Annotated in this window: 15 protein-coding genes; 8 read left to right on the forward strand and 7 right to left on the reverse strand. The window is 72.3% G+C overall.

All coding sequences use genetic code 11. The features are described from left to right. The first annotated feature begins 38 nt into the window (after window positions 1–38). From ACZ7OO_RS04685 to hypA, 8 genes are all read left to right on the forward strand, one after another. Window positions 39–1,535 (forward strand): hypothetical protein, encoded by a 1,497-nt coding sequence (locus ACZ7OO_RS04685; protein WP_471501475.1) that lies wholly within the window; start codon window positions 39–41, stop codon window positions 1,533–1,535. Continuing rightward, complete coding sequence (locus ACZ7OO_RS04690) at window positions 1,532–2,623, forward strand: NADH-quinone oxidoreductase subunit B family protein (protein ID WP_471501477.1); 1,092 nt, start codon at window positions 1,532–1,534, stop codon at window positions 2,621–2,623. The genes ACZ7OO_RS04685 and ACZ7OO_RS04690 overlap by 4 nt, the downstream gene beginning before the upstream one ends. 62 nt (window positions 2,624–2,685) lie before the next feature. Continuing rightward, window positions 2,686–4,479 carry a nickel-dependent hydrogenase large subunit gene (locus ACZ7OO_RS04695; protein ID WP_471501479.1) on the forward strand — a complete coding sequence of 598 codons (1,794 nt, stop codon included), beginning with the start codon at window positions 2,686–2,688 and terminating at the stop codon, window positions 4,477–4,479. Then, complete coding sequence (locus ACZ7OO_RS04700) at window positions 4,472–5,020, forward strand: NifU family protein (RefSeq protein WP_471501481.1); 549 nt, start codon at window positions 4,472–4,474, stop codon at window positions 5,018–5,020. Before ACZ7OO_RS04695 ends, ACZ7OO_RS04700 begins: the two co-directional genes overlap by 8 nt. Then, complete coding sequence (locus ACZ7OO_RS04705) at window positions 5,017–5,613, forward strand: DUF5947 family protein (protein ID WP_471501483.1); 597 nt, start codon at window positions 5,017–5,019, stop codon at window positions 5,611–5,613. Before ACZ7OO_RS04700 ends, ACZ7OO_RS04705 begins: the two co-directional genes overlap by 4 nt. 29 nt (window positions 5,614–5,642) lie before the next feature. After that, window positions 5,643–5,849 carry a hypothetical protein gene (locus ACZ7OO_RS04710; protein ID WP_352218985.1) on the forward strand — a complete coding sequence of 69 codons (207 nt, stop codon included), beginning with the start codon at window positions 5,643–5,645 and terminating at the stop codon, window positions 5,847–5,849. 31 nt (window positions 5,850–5,880) lie between these two features. Beyond that, on the forward strand, window positions 5,881–6,051 hold the full coding sequence (locus tag ACZ7OO_RS04715; protein ID WP_471501485.1) for a hypothetical protein: 171 nt from the start codon (window positions 5,881–5,883) through the stop codon (window positions 6,049–6,051). A 7-nt stretch (window positions 6,052–6,058) separates the two neighbouring features. Then, window positions 6,059–6,397 (forward strand): hydrogenase maturation nickel metallochaperone HypA, encoded by a 339-nt coding sequence (gene hypA / locus ACZ7OO_RS04720; protein WP_471501487.1) that lies wholly within the window; start codon window positions 6,059–6,061, stop codon window positions 6,395–6,397. A gap of 65 nt (window positions 6,398–6,462) precedes the next feature. Here the strand turns inward: hypA and hypE are convergent, their stop codons facing one another. The 7 genes from hypE to ACZ7OO_RS04755 form a co-directional block, all read right to left on the reverse strand. Beyond that, a complete protein-coding gene (gene hypE / locus ACZ7OO_RS04725; protein WP_471502326.1) occupies window positions 6,463–7,452 on the reverse strand; it encodes a hydrogenase expression/formation protein HypE in 990 nt (329 codons plus the stop codon). 67 nt (window positions 7,453–7,519) lie between these two features. Further along, window positions 7,520–8,647, reverse strand: a complete 1,128-nt coding sequence (gene hypD / locus ACZ7OO_RS04730) for a hydrogenase formation protein HypD (RefSeq protein ID WP_471501489.1) — start codon at window positions 8,645–8,647, stop codon at window positions 7,520–7,522. After that, window positions 8,644–8,934, reverse strand: a complete 291-nt coding sequence (locus ACZ7OO_RS04735; RefSeq protein ID WP_471501491.1) for a HypC/HybG/HupF family hydrogenase formation chaperone — start codon at window positions 8,932–8,934, stop codon at window positions 8,644–8,646. The genes hypD and ACZ7OO_RS04735 overlap by 4 nt, the downstream gene beginning before the upstream one ends. A gap of 3 nt (window positions 8,935–8,937) precedes the next feature. Continuing rightward, on the reverse strand, window positions 8,938–11,301 hold the full coding sequence (hypF, locus tag ACZ7OO_RS04740; RefSeq protein WP_471501493.1) for a carbamoyltransferase HypF: 2,364 nt from the start codon (window positions 11,299–11,301) through the stop codon (window positions 8,938–8,940). After that, window positions 11,298–12,020 (reverse strand): hydrogenase nickel incorporation protein HypB, encoded by a 723-nt coding sequence (hypB, locus tag ACZ7OO_RS04745; RefSeq protein ID WP_471501495.1) that lies wholly within the window; start codon window positions 12,018–12,020, stop codon window positions 11,298–11,300. Before hypB ends, hypF begins: the two co-directional genes overlap by 4 nt. Window positions 12,021–12,084: 64 nt before the next feature. Further along, a complete protein-coding gene (locus tag ACZ7OO_RS04750) occupies window positions 12,085–12,666 on the reverse strand; it encodes a hydrogenase maturation protease (protein ID WP_471501497.1) in 582 nt (193 codons plus the stop codon). Continuing rightward, the gene (locus ACZ7OO_RS04755) at window positions 12,663–14,333 is read right to left on the reverse strand and encodes a hydrogenase maturation protein (RefSeq protein ID WP_471501499.1); all 1,671 of its coding nucleotides are present in this window, start codon (window positions 14,331–14,333) and stop codon (window positions 12,663–12,665) included. Before ACZ7OO_RS04755 ends, ACZ7OO_RS04750 begins: the two co-directional genes overlap by 4 nt. Window positions 14,334–14,386: the final 53 nt, after the last annotated feature.

Raw genomic sequence — 14,386 nt, forward strand, 5'->3', positions numbered from 1 at the left:
GGAAGGTATGGGCGCGCACACGGATCCGAGGAGGCTGCATGGCCGAGGGACTGGTCGACGGCAGAGCGCCCCGCACTGGCCTGGTGGACGGCTCGAAGCGGCCGCCTGAGCGGTCCGGGGACGCCTTCGGGCAGCTGAGCGCCGTCGCGGATGCCGTCCTCTACGAGGGCTACCTCCTCTACCCCTATCGGCGGTCCTCACCGAAGAATCGTGCCCGCTGGCAGTTCGGGGTCCTCTTCCCCAGGAACTGGGTGGAGGCCGACGGCCCGGTCAGCCCGGGTGTGTCGGGTTCGGCGGACTCCTGGTACCAGCAGACGGAGTGCCTGGTGCGGGTGTACCGGCCGGGCGCGGTCGTGCGGGTGCGGGTGCGGTATCTGCAGATGCAGCACAAGCAGGTCGAGGACGGCGACCGGCGGCCGGTCGAGTCGCTGACGTGCGACGACGGGACCGTGCAGCTGACCTTCGAGGAGGCGGTACCGCGCGAGGCCGACTTCACGGTCACCCTGGACGAGGGCCGGCACACGTTCCCCGTGGGCTCACCCGCCGGTGCCGACACGGAGGCGCTGCCCTCCGGCGCCGGACGTCTGGTCAGGCGCCGGGAGGAGGTCCGGGCCGGCACCACGGTCGTGGCCGAGCGGTTCGGCGAGGGTCTCGTCCGGCTCCGGGTGCGCACCGCGAACGAGGGACACACGACGGATCCGCACGCCCCCCGCGACCAGGCGCTGCGCCACGCGCTCATCGCCACCCACACCCTGCTCGGCGTCGAGGGCGGGGAGTTCGTCTCCCTGATCGACCCGGGCCCGGCCCTCCAGGAGGCCACCCGGAGCTGCCGTAACGACTTCACGTTCCCGGTGCTCGGCGGCGCACCCCCCGCCGACACCCCCGCCCACGGCTCGGTCTCCGCCCTGCTGCTCTCCTCGCCGCTCATCCTGCCCGACCATCCACAGGTGGCACCGGAGAGCCCCGGAGATCTGCATGACGCCGGTGAGATCGACGAGATCCTCACCCTGCGCACCATGCTGCTGACGGACGAGGAGAAGCGGGAGGCCCGCGCCACCGACCCGCGGGCCGCCGAGATCCTCGACCGGGTCGACACCATGCCGCCGGAGGTCTTCGGGCGGCTGCACGGCGCGATCCGTTCGCTGAAGCCGGTGGCCGAGCGCCCCGCCTGGTGGCAGGAGGGCGCCGACGAGGGGCTCTCGCCGGCCACCGACACCGTCCTGGTCGACGGTGTGCGGGTGGGTGGCGGCAGCGCGGTGCGGCTGCGCCCGCGCGGCCGGGGTGCCGACGCCCAGGACATGTTCCTGGCCGGCCGGACCGCGACCGTGGCCGCGGTCTTCCACGACGTGGACGGCAGCACCCATCTCGCCGTCACCGTCGACGACGATCCGGCGGCCGAACTGCACGGCTGGTACGGCCGTTTCCACTACTTCCGGCCCGACGAAGTCGAGCCGCTCGGGGGCACCGACGTCCCGGATCCAGAGGCGGCGACCGAGCCGCCCCGGGGCCCACTTCATCGGAGGCCGAACACATGAGCACCCAGAACGTGACCGCCACCGCCACCGGCGGCGAACCCAGCCGGGCCGAGGCACGCCAGGGGTTCGACGAGATCACCATCCTGTGGATCTCCGAGGGCATGAGCTGCGACGGCGACACCGTCTCCGTGACGGCGGCCGACCAGCCCTCCATCGAGGACCTGGTCCTCGGCCTGATTCCGGGTCTGCCGAAGGTCAACCTGGTCAACAAGGTGCTCTCGCCGAGCCTGGGCGGCGAGGACTTCCTCGCGCCGTACCGGAAGGCCGCGCGGGGCGAGCTGGAGCCGTTCATCCTCGTCATCGAGGGGTCGATCCCGAACCAGAACATCATCGAGGGCGAGGGCTACTGGACGTCCTTCGGCAACGACCCGGAGACCGGCCAGCCGCAGACCCTCAACGACTGGATCGACCAACTGGCGCCCAAGGCCTGGGCGGTGGTGGCCATCGGCACCTGTGCCACCTTCGGCGGCATCCACGCGATGGCCGGCAACCCGACCGGTTCCATGGGCCTCGCGGACTACCTGGGATGGGACTTCAAGTCCCAGGGCGGGCTGCCGATCGTGAACGTGCCAGGCTGCCCGGTCCAGCCGGAGAACTTCATGGAGACCCTCGTCTGGGTGCTCTACCACGCCGCCGGCACCGCTCCCCCGCCCCCGCTTGACCACATGCTGCGTCCGCAGTGGCTGTTCGGCAAGACGGTGCACGAGGGCTGCGACCGCGCCGCCTACTACGAGCAGGCGACCTTCGCGATGGACTACAACTCCCCCAAGTGCCTGGTCAAGTCGGGCTGCTGGGGTCCGGTCGTGAACTGCAACGTGCCCAAGCGGGGCTGGATGGCCGGCATCGGCGGCTGCCCGAACGTCGGCGGTATCTGCATCGGCTGCACCATGCCGGGCTTCCCGGACGCGTTCATGCCGTTCATGGACGAGCCGCCCGGCAGCACCCTCTCCTCGCTGGCCATCAAGCCGTACGGCGCGGTCATCCGCCGGCTGCGCGGCTTCACCAACGAGCTGGTGAACCACGAGCCCAAGTGGCGCCACAACAAGCGCAAGCTCACCAGCGGGTACGCCCCGCGCTGGCGGCCCTGACCCGGTCCAGCACCCACCCTCAACCGACCGAGAACCACCCACAGCAAGGGGCAGCAACGCCGATGACCACAACCGAGGCCCGGCAGAAGGGGCGCAAGCCCGCGCAGATCGTCGACATGTCCTGGGATCCGATCACCCGGATCATCGGAAACCTGGGCATCTACACGAAGATCGACTTCGCCAACCGGGAGGTGGTGGAGTGCCACAGCACCTCCTCCCTCTTCCGCGGCTACTCCGTCTTCATGAAGGGCAAGGACCCGCGCGACGCGGGCTTCATCACCTCGCGGATCTGCGGTATCTGCGGCGACAACCACACCACGTGCTCCGACTACGCACAGCAGATGGCGTACGGAGTGAAGCCACCGCCGCTGGCCGAGCACATCGTCAACCTCGGCGAGGCGGCCGAGTACATGTTCGACCACACGATCTTCCAGGACAACCTGGTCTTCGTGGACTTCTGCGAGCAGATGGTCAAGGCCACCAACCCGAGTGTCCTGGCCCGCGCCGAACGCACCGCCGCACCGCGCGGTGACATCCACGGCTACCGGACCATCGCGGACATCATGAAGGCCTTCAACCCCTTCGAGGGCGAGGTCTACAAGGAGGCCCTGAAGGTCTCCCGGACCACCCGCGAGATGTTCTGCCTGATGGAGGGCCGGCACGTCCACCCCTCCACGCTGTATCCGGGCGGCGTCGGCACCATGCCGCAGCCGACCGTGTTCACCGACTACCTCAGCCGGCTGATGCACGTCATCGACTTCGTGAAGAAGGCCGTCGCCATGAACGACGACGTCTTCGACTTCTTCTACGAGGCGCTGCCCGGCTACGAGGAGGTCGGCAAGCGCCGCATCCTCCTGGGCTGCTGGGGCGCCTGGCAGGACCCGAAGGTCGTGGACTACCGCTACGAGAACATGGAGCGCTGGGGCAGGGCGATGTACGTCACCCCGGGCGTCATCGTCGACGGCGAACTGGTGACCAACAGCCTGGTCGACATCAACCTGGGCCTCAGGATCATGCTGGGCAGCTCGTTCTACGAGGACTGGGTCAACGAGGACCCGTTCGTCACCCACGACCCGCTGGGCAACCCCGTCGACATGCGACACCCGTGGAACCAGACGACCCTTCCGGTGCCGCAGAAGCGGGACTTCGACGCCAACTACAGCTGGGTGATGAGCCCGCGCTGGTTCGATCAGCGCACCGGCGACCATCTGGCCCTCGACACCGGCGGCGGCCCGCTGGCCCGGCTGTGGTCGACCGCGCTGAGCGGCATCGTCGACACGCCGTACATCAAGGCCACCGGCACCAGTGTGCGGATCTCGCTGCCCAAGGGCGCGAGCCTGCCGGAGACCACACTGGAGTGGAAGATCCCGAAGTGGTCCAACACCCTCGAACGCGACCGCGCCCGACCGTACTTCGTCGCCTACGCGGCGGCCATGGCCCTGCAGTTCCTGGACGAGGCGATGGGGCTGGTGCGGTCCGGCGACACCAAGGTTTTCCAGGACTTCGAGGTGCCGGACGAGGCGATCGGCTGCGGCTTCCACGAGGCCGTGCGCGGCGTCCTCTCCCACCACCTGGTGATCAAGGACAAGAAGATCGCCAACTACCACCCGTACCCGCCGACCCCGTGGAACGCCAGCCCCCGCGACAAGTTCGGCACCCCCGGCCCCTACGAGGACGCCGTCCAGGGCCAGCCGATCTTCGAGGAGAACGGCCCGGACGACTTCAAGGGCGTCGACATCATGCGCACGGTCCGCAGCTTCGACCCCTGTCTGCCGTGCGGTGTCCATATGTACACGGGCAAGGGCAAGACGCTGACCGTCACGCACTCGCCGACGTACGGGGCCAACCATGGCTGACCCCGGCCGCCTCGACGGCCCGGCGGTCGAGGCCAGGCTGGCCCGCCTCGACTCACTGCTGGAGGGGCTGGAGTCCGCCCCCGGCCCGACCGGCGGCGCGGCCGCCGAGGCGGTACGCCTGCTGACCGAGGTCTACGGCGAGGCGCTCGCCCGCGTCGTGGACCGCGCGGACGCACCACTGGTTGAGCGGCTTTCCGACGACGAGCTCCTTGACCACCTCCTGGTCCTGCACGACATCCACCCCGACTCGCCCGAGCGCCGGGCGGCCCGCGCGGTCGAGCGGCTGCGCCCCGCCGTGCGCGAGCGCGGCGGTGACGTCGAGTGGGCCGGGGTGGAGGGCCAGGTGGGCCGGGTGCGGCTGACCACGGGCGGCGGTTGCGGCTCCGGGTGCGGCGGAGGTACCACGGAGGTGACCGACGTCGTCCGGGAGGCGGTGCTCGCCGCGGCCCCCGAGCTGGCCGACGTACAGCCGCTGCCCGAGGCCCCGGCGCCCGCCTTCGTCCCCCTCGACTCCCTGCGCCGGCCACAGGAGGCCCGGTGAGCACCGACGGAGCCCTGGCCCGCCTCATCCGCTCCGCCGCCGACCACCGGCCGGCGGCGGAGGCGGAGGTGTGCGACCTGTGCGCCGCCCCGGTGCCCGCGAACCATCCACATCTGTACGACACCGGGCAGGCCGAGGTCCGCTGCGCCTGCCGCCCCTGCTCGCTGCTGTTCCCCGGACGGGGCACCGGCGAAGCCCAGTTCCGGTTGATCCCCACCCGCCGGGTCCGCCTCCCGAAGGTCGACACCGCGGCCCTGGGGGTCCCGGTCGGCCTGGTCTTCTTCGTACCGCGCGCCGACGGCTCGGTCACCGCCGAGGGACCGAGCCCGGCGGGTGCCATGCGCTGGGAGGTGGACGCGGCGGCCTGGCAGCGGGCGGTCGCAGGCTGCCCGCCCCTGGCCGATATGGCACCCGATGTCGAGGCGCTGCTGGTCAACACGGTCCACGGCCTGGACCACCACTGGATCGTGCCGGTGGACGACTGCTTCCGCATGCTCGCCGTCGTCCGCCAGGAGTGGCGCGGCCTGTCCGGCGGCGGCCGGATGTGGCCGGCCGTGGAGCGTTTCTTCGAGGAGCTCACCGAGCGCCCTTGAGGAACGGCAACACAGGAAGGAGAAACCCCATGGGAAGCATCCGAGTCGGCCGAGCCCAGGCGAAGCCCGACACGCCGTCCCACGTGCCCGGTATGCATCAGGGCAACCACGGGCCGCGCACCACCCAGACTGGGCACCACCCGGACGGCACCGCCGACGCGCGGCGCTCCACCAGCATCCACTGGAAGCGGCACGACGCCCTGCTGGACGTCATGCCGAACATCCCTCCCGGCTGAAGCCGACGAGAGAGAACTGGGAGTTCCCCACATGAGGCAACGAAGAAGAGGTACGACGGCCAAGCGCGTGCTGACCGCCGAGATCGCCGTGGTGGGCGCCGTGTGCGCGGCGCTGCTCGTCACCGAGATCCCCAGCCTGGTCCGCGAGCTGAAGATCTGGCGTATCGCCGGCGGGCTGAGTGCCCGTCGCCGGTATCCGTGAGCCGGGCGTGCACGAACTGTCCATCGCGACCGCGATCGTGGAACAGGCCGGCGAATGGGCCCGGGCGGACGGGGCGGACACCGTCTCGGCGGTGGCCGTCCGGGTCGGCGAGCTGTCGGGGGTCGTACCGGACGCCCTGACCTTCGCCTTCGAGGTGGCCCGTGACGGCACCGCCCTGGCGGGAGCACATCTCGTGGTCGAGCACGTGCCCGCGCAGGCCTGGTGCGGCCCGTGCGCCGAGGAGTTCGCGGTGGGTATGCCGCCGTTCTTCTGGTGCCCGCGCTGCGACCGGCCCTGCACCGAGCTGCGCAGCGGCCGGGAGCTGGAGATCACCGCGGTCGAATGACCCCGCCGGTGCCCGGTCGGTTCCGGGCACCGGCGGGGTCTTCGCCTTGTTCGGCAGATCCGCGTTCAGCAGATCCGCGGGAGCTGCTCCCCGAGCGGCAGGTCCACGACCCGGGTGCCGCCGAGTCCGGTCGCCACCACGACCATCCCGGGGTGGTCGGCCACGCACTCGCCGATGCGGACAGCGCCGGCCCCCTGCGGATGGGCGCGCATGGCCGCCAGGACGGCGTCGGCCTCCGTCGGCGGGACGAAGGCGACGAGCCGGCCCTCGTTGGCGACATAGAGCGGGTCGAGCCCGAGGAACCCGCAGGCGTTGGCGACGGCGTCCGGTACCGGGACGGCCCGCTCGCTCAGCCGTACCCCCGTGCCGGAGGCGCGGGCGATCTCGTTCAGCGAGGCGGCCAGACCACCGCGTGTCGGGTCGCGCAGGACGTGGATGTCCGGGGTGATGTCCAGCATGGTGGCGACCAGGTCGGCCAGCGGCGCGGTGTCGCTGGCGATCTCGACGCCGAACTCCAGCCCCTCGCGGACGCTCAGCACGGCGACCCCGTGCAGCCCGATCGGCCCGCTGATGATGACGGCGTCACCGGGACGGGCCCGCTGCGGACGGATGTCCACCCGCTCGGGCACGAGACCTACCCCGGCGGTGGTCACGTACACCCCGTCGCCGTGCCCTGCCTCGACCACCTTGGTGTCACCGGTGGCGATGGTGACGCCGGCCGTCTCGGCCGCCGCGCCCATGGCCCGTGCGACGCGTTCGACGACGGCCAGCTCCACGCCCTCCTCCAGGACGAACGCGGCGGACAGGTAGGCGGGCCGGGCGCCGCTCATCGCCAGGTCGTTGACCGTGCCGTTGACGGCGAGGTCGCCGAGGCAGCCGCCGGGGAAGAACAGCGGCCGTACGACGTAGGAGTCGGTGGAGAACGCCAGTCGGGCGCCGCCGAGGTGGAGGACGGCCGAGTCGGTCATCCCGGCGAGCAGGGCGTTGCCGTAGGCGGGGGCGAAGACCTGCTCGATCAGTTCGGCGGAGAGGGCGCCCCCTCCGCCGTGGCCCATCACCACGACCGGCTGGTCACGGATCGGCGCCGGACAGCTCCAGTTCGCCGGGTCGACGACGGTCTGCTCAGCCAACGGGGTTCATCTCCTCTCGCGGAAGCGCCGGCTCGGACATCCGGCGGTAGAGGTAGTAGGCGGCGCAGGCGCCCTCGCTGGAGACCATGGTGGCGCCGAGCGGGGTGCGCGGGGTGCAGGTGGTGCCGAAGGCCGCGCACTCGGTGGGCTTGATGAGCCCTTGCAGGACCTCGCCGGCCCGGCACTCGGCCGGTTCCTCGGTACGGATGCCGGTGACGTCGAAGCGGTGCTCGGCGTCGTAAGCGCGGTAGGCCTCGCTGAGCCGCCAGCCGCTGGCCGGGATTCGGCCGATGCCGCGCCAGGAGCGGTCGGTGACCTCGAAGACCTCCTCGATCATGCGGACGGCGGCCGGGTTGCCGTCCTCGCGCACGGCCCGGGCGTAGGCGTTCTCCACCCGGTGCTCGCCGCGCTCCAGCTGGCGGACCGTGCGGCGGATGCCCTCCAGGATGTCGAGGGGTTCGAAGCCGGTGACGACGATGGGGACCCGGTGGCGTGCGGCCAGCTCCGGGTACTCGGTCATGCCCATCACGCTGCACACGTGCCCGGCGGCCAGGAAGCCCTGCACCCGGCAGCTGGGCGCGGTCATGATGGCCTCGACGGCCGGGGGGACCCGCACATGGGAGACCAGCAGGCTGAAGTTGGTCAGCCCGAGGCGCTTGGCCTGGTGGACGGCCATGGCGTTGGCGGGGGCGGTGGTCTCGAAGCCGATGGCGAAGAAGACCACCTGGCGGTCCGGGTGGCGTTGGGCGAGCTTCAGCGCGTCGAGCGGCGAGTACACCACGCGGACGTCACCGCCCTCGCCCTTGACCCGGAACAGGTCCCGGTCGGTGCCGGGCACCCGCAGCATGTCGCCGAAGGAGCAGAAGATCACCCCGGGGCGGGCGGCGATCTCCAGCGCCTTGTCGATGCACTCCAGCGGGGTCACACAGACCGGGCAGCCCGGCCCGTGGATCAACTCCACTTTCTCGGGGAGGAGTTGATCGATGCCGTGCCGGATGATCGAGTGGGTCTGGCCCCCGCACACCTCCATCAGGGCCCAGGGCCGGGTGACGGTGGACCGGATGTCGTCCAGCAGGCGGCGCGCCAGCTTGGGGTCGTTGAACTCGTCGAGGTACTTCACCGGCTCTCGCTCCCCTCGGCCTGCTGTGCCGCCTGCTGCCAGGCGTCGCCGAACTCCTCTTCGAGCAGCCCGAGTTCCTCGAAGAGCTTGAGGGAGGCCAGGGCCGACTCTTCGTCGAGCCGCTGCAGGGCGAACCCCACATGGACGATGACGTACTCCCCGACGCGGACGTCGGACACGTACTCAAGACACGCCTGCTTCTGCACACCGCCGAAGTCGATCAGGCCGGTGAGCGGATCGGACGTGTCGTCGATGCTCACGACTCTGCCGGGCACTGCCAAACACATGGGTCACTCCGTCTCGTCGGTGACTGCCGTACGTCGGCCGTCGTCGGGTCGTTGTCCGTGGGCCGCGACCACCAGTTGCCCGAGCGCCAGCCCGCCGTCGTTCGGCGGGACTTCGCGGTGCCGGACGACGGTGAACCCGAAGTCCTGGAGCAGCTCGGAACCGGCCTGCTCCAGAAGCGCGTTGGCGAAGACACCTCCGGTGAGGGCGACGGTGGCCAGGCCGGTGTCCCGGCGCGCGCCGCGGCACAGGTCCAGGACCGCCCGGGCGACCCCGCGGTGGAAGCGGGCCGCGATCACCGGTACCGGGGTGGCGCGCCGCAGGTCGCTGACGATCGCGCGCAGCGCGGGGGCCGGGTCGAAGGGGTCGCCGAAGGGGTACGCGGCCGTGTCCTCGTCCCAGGCCAGGCAGGCCTGTGCCTCCAGTTCCAGGGCCGCCTGGGCTTCGTACCCGGCGCGGTGGCACACGCCCGCGAGGGACGACACGGCGTCGAAGAGCCGGCCCACGCTGGAGGTGGCCACACAGCCGACCTGGCTCGACAACTGCCGTGCCAGCAGCCTGAGTTCCTCGCGGGAGCAGGCGGCGACGCAGGGCAGGTCCGCATCCCACGGCACGCCGGCCGCCCACAGCCGGGCCAGCGCCGTCCGGCACGGGTTGGCGACTCCCGCGTCGCCGCCGGGGAGCGGGGCCGGGGCGAGGTGGGCGAGGCGCCGGTAGCCGGTGTAGTCGGCGATGAGCACCTCGCCGCCCCAGACGGTGCCGTCGTCACCGTAGCCGGTGCCGTCGAAGGCGACGCCGATGACCGGTGTGGTGCCGTCGAGGCCGGCCTCTGCCATGGCGGCGGCGACATGGGCGTGGTGGTGCTGGACGAACACCGGCTGCTTCGTGGGGAGTTGAGCGGCGCGGCGGCGGGCCCAGGCGGACGCGTGGTAGCCGGGGTGGCGGTCGGCGGCGACGAGCTCGGGGCGGACTCCGGTCAGCCCGTGCAGATGCCGTTCCGCGCGGACGGCCGCTTCCAGCGTCGCCAGGTCGCCCATGTCGCCGATGTGCGGCCCGAACCAGGCCAGTTCGCCCTCGCCGACACACAGCGCGTTCTTGAGGTCGCCGCCCACCGCGAGCGCGGGCCGCACCGGGACGGGCAGGCGCAGCGGGTGTGGCACATATCCGCGGGAGCGGCGCAGGACCTGTTCGCTGCCGTCGGCACGCACCCGCAGCAGGGAGTCGTCGCAGGGCGAGGCGATGGGCCGGTCGTGGGCGAGCCAGGCGTCGGCCAGTCCGAACAGCCGGGTGAGCGCCTCGTCGTCGTCCGTGACGATCGGCTCGCCCGAGCGGTTGCCGCTGGTCATGACCAGCGCGCGGGGGCCGGGCGGGTCGCCGGGGAGTCCGAACAGGAGGGTGTGGACGGGGGTGTAGGGCAGCATCACACCGAGGTGGGGACTGCCGGGGCACACGCCGGGTGCCAGCCTTACGTCGTCGCGGGGGCGCAGGAGGACGATGGGGCGCCGGGGGCCGGCGAGCGTGGCCCGCTCGGCGGACCCGAGCACGGCGATCCGCTGCACCTCGTCCAGGTCCGCGCACATCACGGCGAACGGCTTGTCCCCGCGCGCCTTGCGGGTGCGCAGGGTGTCGACGGCGCGGGCGTTGGAGGCGTCGCAGGCCAGGTGGTAGCCGCCGATGCCCTTCACGGCGACGATCCGCCCGGCGGCGAGCAGCTCTCGCGCCCGTGAGAGGGCATCACCGTCGCGAGCGGCCCTCACTCCGCTGTCCGCGGCGGGCACCAGCCGCAGCCGGGGCCCACAGTCCGGGCAGGCCACGGGCTGGGCATGGAAGCGGCGGTCGGCCGGGGCCTCGTACTCCCGGGCGCAGCCGGCGCACATGGGGAAGCCGGACATGGTGGTGACCGCGCGGTCGTAGGGCATGCCGGTGGCGATGGTGAAGCGGGGGCCGCAGTGGGTGCAGGTGATGAAGGGGTGCCGGTGTCTGCGGTCGGCCGGATCGGCCAGCTCCCGCAGGCAGTCGGCGCAGGTCGCGGTGTCGGGCGGGAGCAGGGTGCGGCCCGGGGAGGACTGCTCGGTGGCGCGGATGGTGAAGCCGGGGTCCGCCCCGGTGACGGGTACCTCCTCGACGCCGACGGCGGTCACGGCGGCGAGCGGCGGCGGCTCGGTGGCGAGCAGCTCGCGGAACCGCTCGACGCCGGTCGCCGCTCCCTCGACCTCGATGAGCACACCGTTCGCCGTGTTGCTGACGAACCCGGTGAGCGCGAGACCGGCGGCGAGGCGGTGGACGTAGGGGCGGAAGCCGACGCCCTGCACGGTGCCGCGCACGGTGATGCGCCGGCGGACGGCGGCCCCCGTGGTGGGGGCGGTCACGAGGCGGTGGGCGCGTGGACGTGACCGTGCGGGTGCGGGGCGAGGGGCGGCCGGTGCGCGGGCGCACCGTCCCGTACGGCGAGCACCCGGTCCAGGACCGTGTCGACGCCCTCGCCGGTGCGGGCGCAGGAGCGGACGATCTCCACCCCGGGGTTGACCCGCCGAACGTGGTCGGCGAAGGCGGTCTCGTCGAAGCCGGCCGGCCCCGCGAGGTCGGTCTTGGTGAGTACGACCAGGTGCGCGGAGCCGAAGGCGGTGGGGTACTTCGAGGGCTTGTCCTCGCCCTCGGTCACCGCCATCAGCACGATCCGCAGCTGTTCGCCGAGGTCGTAGGAGGCCGGGCAGACGAGATTGCCGACGTTCTCCACGAACAGCAGCGCGGTGTCCGCCGGCAGCCAGCCCTCCAGGTGGCCGCGTACCTGCCGGGCCTCCAGATGGCACAGGCCGTCGGTCAGCAGCTGTTTCACCGGCGCTCCCGAACGGGCCAGCCGTCTGGCGTCGTTCTCGGTGGCGAGGTCGGCGGTGAAGGCGGCGACGGGCACCTCCCGCTCCAGTGCCCGGGCCAGCACCCGGCCGAGCAGTTCGGTCTTGCCGCTGCCGGGGCTGGAGAGCAGGTTCACCACGCTGACCCCGCGCGCGGCCAGATCGTCGCGAAGGCTCGCGGCCAAGCCGTCGTTCCTGGCCAGGACGGCCCGGGTGACCTCCTCGGACTGACACATGGGTGCTCCTCGATCGCTGAGTTCGGGACGAGCCGTCGGATCGGGTGGGTCCCGTCCTGGTCCGCTAGCGATCCTCCGCGCCGGTGGCGGCCGGGTGCGGGAGCCCGGCCGCTGCGGGGCCCGTGGATTCCTCCGGGCGGTCCAACGACGGCGTGACCTGTGGGTGGGCGAGCAGCTCGGGGACCAGGGTGTGCAGCGCTTCGACGGCCCGTTCGACCGCATCCCGGACGGCCTCGCTCAGGCCGGGGGCGATGTCCTCGTCGCCCCGTGGCAGCTGTCCGGGTTCGCAGGCGAGCACGAGGACGCGCGGCAGGGGTTCGTCGCCGAGGTGGGCGGCCAGGGCGAGTACCTTCGCGGGGTCCATGCCGTGTGCCTCGGGCGGGGCCGCCGGGGCGCCGGCGGGGAGTTCGGGCTCGATCAGGGAGAGCGTGCCGGGGCGCCGGCCGCGGGCGGCGGCGTCCACGAGCAGGGCGACCGTCCAGCCGTCGAGCAGTTCGTAGGCGAGGTCCATGCCCCGGATGCCGTAGTCCCGGACCCGCACCTCGGGGGGCAGCGGGCGCCGGTCCAGGGCGCGGATCACCTCGGGGCCGAATGCGTCGTCGCCCAGGAAGATGTTGCCCACGCCCGCCACCAGCAGCCGCGTCACCGGGCACCGCCCGGGACCTTGCGGACGAAGTCCGAGCGCAGCGAGTGGTAGGCGGCGGCCGCGTCGAAGAACAGGGCGTGCATCCGGTCGAGTTCGTCCCTCCGGTACTCGGCGAGCGGTCGTCGCGCCTCGTCGGCCTGGCGCGCCGCGGCCTTGGCGGCGATGCGCCGGCCGAGATCCGGGGTGCCGGCGAGCGCGGCCGCCTGCTCCTCGACCTCGGCGGCGAAGCGCTGTGCGGGGACCGGCAGCAGCCGGTCGACGAGCCCGATCCGGGCGGCGGTCGCGGCGCTCACCGGCTGTGCCTCCTCGGTCAGCCGCCGGGCGGTCTCGGCTCCGACGCGGCGGGGCAGCGAGTACGTCCAGAACTCCGAGCCGTACAGGCCCATCCGCCGGTAGTGCGGGTTGAGGACAGCACCGGCTCGGCACCAGACCTCGTCGGCGGCGAGGGCGAGCATGGCGCCACCGGCCGCCGCGTTCCCGCCGAGCGCCGCCACGACCAGCCTGTCGGTGGTCCGCAGTACGGCCTCGACGAGGTCGTCCATCGCGTTCAGGTTGGTCCAGGACTCCTCGGCGGGGTCCGGGGCGGCCTCGATGACGTTCAGATGGATGCCGTTGGAGAAGAAGTCCCGGCGGCCGCCGAGCACGAGAACCCGGGTCGGCCGGGCGAGGGCGTACTCGTAGGCGGCGAGCAGGCGCCGGCAGTGGTCGGTGCTCATCGCGCCGCCGGGGAAGGAGAAGGTGACGAAGCCGACGTCACCTTCCTGCCGATAGCGGATGTCGGTCCAGGTACGGCGGGCCGGGGACAGTTCCAGCGGGGCGGGGCTGTCGGGGAGGCCGGGGGTGGCGAGGACGTCGGCCGCGGGGCGGCGGAAGGGGGCGGGGTCGCCGGAGTTCTTGCGGGGGCGCAGTTCGGGGATCCACACGGCACCGTCCCGGGTGGCCCGGCAGACGGCGCCCGCGCGAGTCGCGAGCAACTCACCGGGGCGGCCGCGCAGTTGGTCCTCGGGGTGGCCGCCGTGCAGGAACAGCTCGCGGCCGAGGAGTTCGTCGAGCACCCCCGGCTGCGAGTCGGCGCCGCGCAGCTTGCGCAGCACGGTCTCGGTGTCGTCGGCCGCCCAGTCGATCCTTCGCCGCGCCTGGCGGAAGACGTCCCGCCAGACGATCTGGCCGTGGATCGCGGGATCGCTCTGCGACCGCGGCTTGTAGGAGCCCTCGGCATACCGTCGTACGGCCTGGTGGACGGCGGTGAGGGCGGCGTCGGCGGCCTCGTTGCGGTAGAGGTCGCTCTTGCCGACAGGCTCCACCGGGAAGGGCTCGCTCGCCCAGACGGCGCCCGCGTCCATGGCCGCCTCGGCCTGGAGCACGGTCACTCCCCAGCGGGCCGCTTTGCCGTCGATGGCCCAGTCCAGGGAGGAGGGGCCGCGGTCGCCGAGCGGCCCCGGGTGCACGATGAGGCAGGTGTGCTCCCGCCAGACGTCCCCGGCGAGTGCGGTCTTCAGCATCGGCGCGATGATCAGGTCCGGGCGCAGGTCCCGCACCGCGGCCCGGACGGCGTCGGGGCCGCGGGTGGCGAGGACGACGTCCACGTGGTGACCGAGGTCGGACAGTTCGGCGTACACCCGTTGGGACAGGCTGTTGAATGCGCTGGCGACGAGCAGAATGTCCATGGTGCGGCATATTCGCCGCTTCAGCGGTTTCCGGAAAGGACCCCGGCGGCGTT

This window comes from Streptomyces sp. NPDC111744, assembly GCF_055634995.1.

Excerpts from the sequence above, each read along its gene's own strand:
- ACZ7OO_RS04685 (WP_471501475.1), top strand. The coding sequence starts at position 39 with ATGGCCGAGGGACTGGTCGACGGCAGAGCGCCCCGCACTGGCCTGGTG.
- ACZ7OO_RS04690 (WP_471501477.1), top strand. The coding sequence starts at position 1,532 with ATGAGCACCCAGAACGTGACCGCCACCGCCACCGGCGGCGAACCCAGC.
- ACZ7OO_RS04695 (WP_471501479.1), top strand. The coding sequence starts at position 2,686 with ATGACCACAACCGAGGCCCGGCAGAAGGGGCGCAAGCCCGCGCAGATC.
- ACZ7OO_RS04700 (WP_471501481.1), top strand. The coding sequence starts at position 4,472 with ATGGCTGACCCCGGCCGCCTCGACGGCCCGGCGGTCGAGGCCAGGCTG.
- ACZ7OO_RS04710 (WP_352218985.1), top strand. The coding sequence starts at position 5,643 with ATGGGAAGCATCCGAGTCGGCCGAGCCCAGGCGAAGCCCGACACGCCG.
- ACZ7OO_RS04715 (WP_471501485.1), top strand. The coding sequence starts at position 5,881 with ATGAGGCAACGAAGAAGAGGTACGACGGCCAAGCGCGTGCTGACCGCC.
- hypE (WP_471502326.1), bottom strand. The coding sequence starts at position 7,452 with ATGGGCCACGGCGGAGGGGGCGCCCTCTCCGCCGAACTGATCGAGCAG.
- ACZ7OO_RS04735 (WP_471501491.1), bottom strand. The coding sequence starts at position 8,934 with ATGTGTTTGGCAGTGCCCGGCAGAGTCGTGAGCATCGACGACACGTCC.
- hypB (WP_471501495.1), bottom strand. The coding sequence starts at position 12,020 with ATGTGTCAGTCCGAGGAGGTCACCCGGGCCGTCCTGGCCAGGAACGAC.
- ACZ7OO_RS04755 (WP_471501499.1), bottom strand. The coding sequence starts at position 14,333 with ATGGACATTCTGCTCGTCGCCAGCGCATTCAACAGCCTGTCCCAACGG.